The organism is Pseudomonas sp. K5002 (assembly GCF_013386655.1).
Classification (GTDB): domain Bacteria; phylum Pseudomonadota; class Gammaproteobacteria; order Pseudomonadales; family Pseudomonadaceae; genus Aquipseudomonas.
The window spans coordinates 1-4,917 of record NZ_JACARK010000506.1 but is presented as its reverse complement, the minus strand read 5'-3'; the positions used below and the strand labels follow the sequence as shown (position 1 = coordinate 4,917).

6 protein-coding genes are annotated in these 4,917 nt (G+C 62.9%); 2 read left to right on the top strand and 4 right to left on the bottom strand.

Annotated features, from left to right (window positions below; translation table 11 throughout):
- Together HX846_RS21805 and pcp are read left to right on the top strand one after the other, a co-directional pair.
- On the top strand, positions 1 to 741 hold a 741-nt coding region (locus tag HX846_RS21805), incomplete at its 5' end, for a DUF979 domain-containing protein (protein WP_178966077.1).
- Positions 742 to 748: 7 nt separating this feature from the next.
- Positions 749 to 1,396 carry a pyroglutamyl-peptidase I gene (gene pcp, locus HX846_RS21800; protein WP_178966076.1) on the top strand — a complete coding sequence of 216 codons (648 nt, stop codon included), beginning with the start codon at positions 749 to 751 and terminating at the stop codon, positions 1,394 to 1,396.
- On the opposite strand, the gene HX846_RS21795 is transcribed toward pcp, so the two are convergent.
- From HX846_RS21795 to HX846_RS21780, 4 genes are all read right to left on the bottom strand, one after another.
- On the bottom strand, positions 1,389 to 2,801 hold the full coding sequence (locus tag HX846_RS21795) for a heavy metal sensor histidine kinase (RefSeq protein ID WP_178966075.1): 1,413 nt from the start codon (positions 2,799 to 2,801) through the stop codon (positions 1,389 to 1,391). The two genes, pcp and HX846_RS21795, sit on opposite strands and share 8 nt — an antisense overlap.
- The gene (locus HX846_RS21790) at positions 2,798 to 3,469 is read right to left on the bottom strand and encodes a heavy metal response regulator transcription factor (protein ID WP_003219986.1); all 672 of its coding nucleotides are present in this window, start codon (positions 3,467 to 3,469) and stop codon (positions 2,798 to 2,800) included. The genes HX846_RS21795 and HX846_RS21790 overlap by 4 nt, the downstream gene beginning before the upstream one ends.
- Before the next feature lie 51 nt (positions 3,470 to 3,520).
- Positions 3,521 to 3,778 (bottom strand): DUF2790 domain-containing protein, encoded by a 258-nt coding sequence (locus HX846_RS21785; RefSeq protein ID WP_003219985.1) that lies wholly within the window; start codon positions 3,776 to 3,778, stop codon positions 3,521 to 3,523.
- Positions 3,779 to 3,889: 111 nt separating this feature from the next.
- Entirely contained in the window at positions 3,890 to 4,660 is a 771-nt protein-coding gene (locus HX846_RS21780) for an alpha/beta fold hydrolase (protein WP_102368533.1), read from the bottom strand.
- Positions 4,661 to 4,917 lie beyond the last annotated feature (257 nt).

The window sequence follows — 4,917 nt, the reverse complement described above, 5'->3', positions numbered from 1 at the left end:
GGCGGCGTAGGCCGCGGCGCGCATGCCCAGTTGCATGACAAGGCCGCACGGGCCAGCGCTGGTCGCCTGGGGCATAAACTGTTTATCCCGGCATTGGCCATTCCGTTGACCACGGTGATCGGCTCGGTATTGCTCAAACACACCGAGATCGGCGGCGTGCCGCTGCTGGACCCGAAGAACACCACCTTTGTTTCCCTGGGTATCGGCTGCCTGATTGCACTGGCGCTGGCCTGCTGGCTGACGCGGGACACCCCGGTGCAAGCCCTTCGCGAATCCCGGCGCCTCACCGAAGCGCTGGGCTGGGCGATGGTGCTGCCGCAGATGCTGGCGATGCTCGGGCTGTTGTTCAACGAAGCGGGCGTGGGCACAGCGGTGGCGCACATCACCACCACCTATATCAACCTGGATTACAAGCTGGTAGCGGTGATGGTGTATGTGTTGGGCATGGCACTGTTTACCGTGATCATGGGCAATGGCTTTGCCGCCTTCCCGGTGATGACCGGCGGCGTTGGCGTACCGGTGCTGGTGGGCATCTACGGCGGCAACCCGGCGGTGATGGCTGCCATCGGCATGTTCTCCGGTTACTGCGGTACGCTGATGACACCCATGGCGGCCAACTTCAATATTGTCCCGGCGGCGTTGCTGGAGCTGCCGGATAAAAACGCGGTCATCAAGGCACAGATGCCGACCGCGTTGATGATGCTGGTGGTCAATATTGTCCTGCTCTACCTGCTGATGTGAGGCTGTAATGCGCACTGTATTGCTGACGGGTTTCGAACCGTTTGACCAAGACCTTGTCAACCCGTCCTGGGAGGCGGTACGCCTGTTGGAGGGTGTGCAGTTGGGCGCTGATGTGCGGATTGTCGCGCGGCAGTTACCCTGCGCCTTTGCCACGGCGGGCGCGCGTCTGGCTCAGCTGTTGGCCGAACACCGCCCGCAGATGGTCATTGCTGTCGGGCTGGGCCCCGGGCGCAGTGATATTTCCATCGAGCGGGTCGCGATCAACCTCAATGACGCGCGGATTCCGGACAACCTGGGTGAGCAACCTGTCGACACGGAAGTGCTGCCCGGCGGCCCTGCGGCCTACTTCGGCACCTTGCCGAGCAAGGCCATGGTGAGGGCCGTGCGCGAGGCCGGCATTGGGGCCAGCGTGTCGCAAACCGCCGGCACTTTCGTGTGCAACCAGGTGTTCTATCTGTTGCAGCACGCGCTCGCCGGGTCAGGGGTACGCAGCGGTTTCATCCATGTGCCGTGGCTGCCCGAGCAGGTGGTGGGCCGAATACCCGAGCCGGCCTCGATGGCGTTGCCGATGCAGGTCGAGGGCTTGCGGATTGCGCTGCTGACGGCCTGGAATACCCTGGTGGATATCACTGAAACGGGTGGGCAAGTCAGCTGAGGTTTTCGGCTTCGCGTCCCGGGAAAAACAACGCAAAGCATGTCACACCGTTCTCGCTGCTCACGCTGTATCGGCCGTTATGCAACTGCATGATGGTCGCGACAATCGACAGCCCCAATCCATTGGAATGCGCCGAACGCTCCCGTGATTCATCCACGCGATAAAACCGCTCGAACAACCTGGGCAAGTGCTCCGCCGGGATGGTCGCGCCGTGGTTGGTCACCGTCAGGTTGATGCCTTCGGCGCAGGGTGTGGCCTGGATCAGCAGTTCAGAGGCGGGCGCACCATATTTGATGGCGTTGGCGCACAGGTTGGCCAGGGCACGGCGCAGCAGCATCGGCTCGGCCCAGATCACACCGGCGCCCTGGGCGAGGATGCTGATGTCGACATCGCCCGCCAGGCCTTCGAAGTAGTCGGCCATGCGTTCCACTTCGTCGGCCGCGTCCAGTTCCTGGCGCTGGCGCAGCGCACTGGCCGGGTCGGTGCGGGCCAGGAACAGCATGTTGTCGAGCATGCGCGCCAGGCGTTCGAGTTCTTCGACGTTGGAGGCCAGCAGTTGCTGGTAGGCCTCGATGCTACGGTGTTGCTGCAGCGCCACCTGGGTTTCCCCGAGCAAGTTATTGATCGGCGTGCGCAGTTCGTGGGCCATGTCGGTGGAGACCTGGCCCAGTTGCACAAAACCCTTGGCCAGGCGTTCGAGCATGGTGTTGAACGAATCAATCATCGGCAGCAGTTCTTTGGGGGCGCCGTGGCTGTCGAGGCGCGCGGCGAGGTTGCCGACGCCGATGCCCTGGGCATGCACGGCCAGGCGCCGCAATGGCAGCAGGCCGCGATGCACCATCAGGTAACCGACCACCGCCAGTACCAATGCCGCGATGCTGGCGAGGATATAGACACTCAGCCGATAGCTGGCGAGCACTGCGGTGCGCTCGGTCATCAACCGCCCGGTAGTGACTTGCAGGCTGCCCAGGTCGCCTGAATCGATGGTGGCGGCGAGGGTGGAGAAGGGGACGCCATTGATGCCGGGTAAATGCTGCACGTCGGCGAATTCCAGGGCGTGGTCCCGGGGCACCGGTGCAACGTCGGGCATGTCGATGTTGCCGGGGTTCACTTCCAGCAGCGGTTTCTGCCCGGGTGCGGCGATGCTCAGCACCGATTCGCGGTTGCCCAGCATGTTCTGGAACAGTTCGGGCTTGGTCTTGATCAGGTCCAGGGTGTTGCTGTCGTTCAGCAGGTTGCGCAGTTGGTCGACGCGGTAGATCAGCGCAGCGTCGTCGCGGTGGATCAGTTCGCGCTCAAGGTCGCGGTACAGCGCCACGCCGAGGGTTGCCAGCAGGGCGAACGCCAGCAGGGCGAAGATCAGCGCCAGGCGCAGCGTCAGGGAGTAATGCCGGGGCTTGCTCATGGTTGCGTATCGAAGCGATAGCCGATGCCGCGCACGCTATGGATCAGCTTGAGCTGGAACGGGTCGTCGATTTTCAGGCGCAGGCGGCGCACGGCCACGTCGACCACATTGGTGTCGCTGTCGAAATTCATGTCCCACACCCGTGAGGCAATCAGCGAGCGCGAGAGTACCTGGTCCTGATGGGTGGCGAACAAGTGCAACAAGGCGAACTCCTTGTTGGTCAGGGTGATGCGCACGCCGCCACGGCTGACGCGGCGCTTGAGCACGTCGATCTGCAGGTCGGCGATCTGCAAGTGTTCTTCTTCACGGCTTGGCCCGCGCCGGGTCAGGGTGCGCAGGCGCGCCACCAGTTCGGCGAAGGAAAACGGCTTGATCAGGTAATCGTCGGCGCCCAGTTCCAGGCCCTTGATGCGGTCGGCAATATCGTCCCGGGCGGTCAGGAACAGCACCGGCGTGTCGGCTTCCTTGCGCAGGCGACGCAGCACTTCCCAGCCGTCCATCTTCGGCATCATCACGTCCAGCACGATCACGTCGAACGGGGTTTCCAGGGCCTGGTGCAAACCGTCCACGCCATCGCGGGCAAGGCTCACGGAGTAACCCAGTTCCTGCAGGCCGTTAAGCAGGTAGTTGCCCGCCTTGGGCTCGTCTTCGACTACGAGGATATTCATGGGATTCGCCCTGGTGATGTGCAGTTCTTGCGTGGCGCAAGTGTAGCCCGATCAATTGTCATTGGGGCAGCCGATGCCCTGTACTTGATAGTCCAGCACGTGTTCGCGGCCCTGGCTGTCGAGGTAGTCGAGGCGCGCAGGGACAATGCCGCACTGGCCGTAGGTATCGGTGCTCGACAGTACTTTGGCCACGTCCATGTGCATGAAGAAGCCGGGGGTGTCATGGATCACCGAGGTGGTGGCGGTGGTATCGGCAAAGGCCGAGCCGGTGGCGAGGAGGGCAGCAAAGCCGAGGATAAACAGTTTCATGGCGGTATCTCTCTTTAAGGGTTGGCTGCCGGTATCCGGCAGTGAGTTCACAGTAACCAGGCGACACAAACAGCCAGCCAACAGGATGATGACAAGATCGTAATGAAGGGCTTAAGGCTGGCGGCCGGACGCTTCGAGGATCAGGTCGGTGATTTCCTTGGCGTGGGAAACCAGGGACAAGTGGCTCGATGGCACCTCGATGGTGGTGGCGTTCATGCGCTTGGCGAGAAAGCGTTCCAGGTCCGGGTTGATGGTCTGGTCATTGCTGGACACCGCATACCAGGACGGCTTGGTGTGCCACGCGGCGTTGACGGTGCGACCGCTGAACAGGGTCTTGGCGATCGGTTGTTGCACGGCGTACAGCTCCATGGCCTTGGCGTGGGGTACGTCGGCGGCAAAGTACTTGAGGAAGGCGTCCTGGTTCAGGGTCAGGTAACCGTCGTGCTCCACCACACCGGCCCGCACGGGTGTGCTTGGGTACTTGGCGGACAGGGCGACGAAGTCTTCGTTGGCGTCCGGAGCGCGGGCGGCGACGTATACCAGGGAGCTGACCTTGGGGTTGACCCCGGCGTCGCTGACCACGGTGCCGGCGTAGGAATGGCCGACCAGCACGGTAGGACCGTCCTGTTGATCGAGTACGCGATTGGTGGCAGCGACGTCATCCGCCACCGAGGTCAGCGGGTTTTGCACGGCGGTTACATGCAAGCCGGCGGCCTGCAGGCGGGTAATCACTTCGGACCAGCTGGAACCGTCGGCCCAGGAGCCGTGTACCAGCACTACGTTATTGGCTTTCACCGGTGCAATCGGGCCGGCCACGGCGGCGCCGGTCCCCAGCATCAACAGGCTGGCGGCGATCAGGCAGAGTTTGCTTGCAGGTTTCATGGGCGGGCTCGCTTCATTTTCAGTGGGAAGTTGGGTCACCCGCTGTGGGTGACTGACGACTTCACTGTATGAAGTGAGGGTGCGGGCAACACTGACAGCTTGATGACAAGTTTGTAATGCAATGGGCAGCCGGAAGGCTGCCCTGGTTGGACGGTGCCCCATCAGACAGTACGGGCTGCTTGCAGGCGTTCAGCGCCGCCTTCCGCCAGGCCGCGTTCGTGCAGGCGATCTGCGCCGCCCTCGGCGAGCAGGTGGGA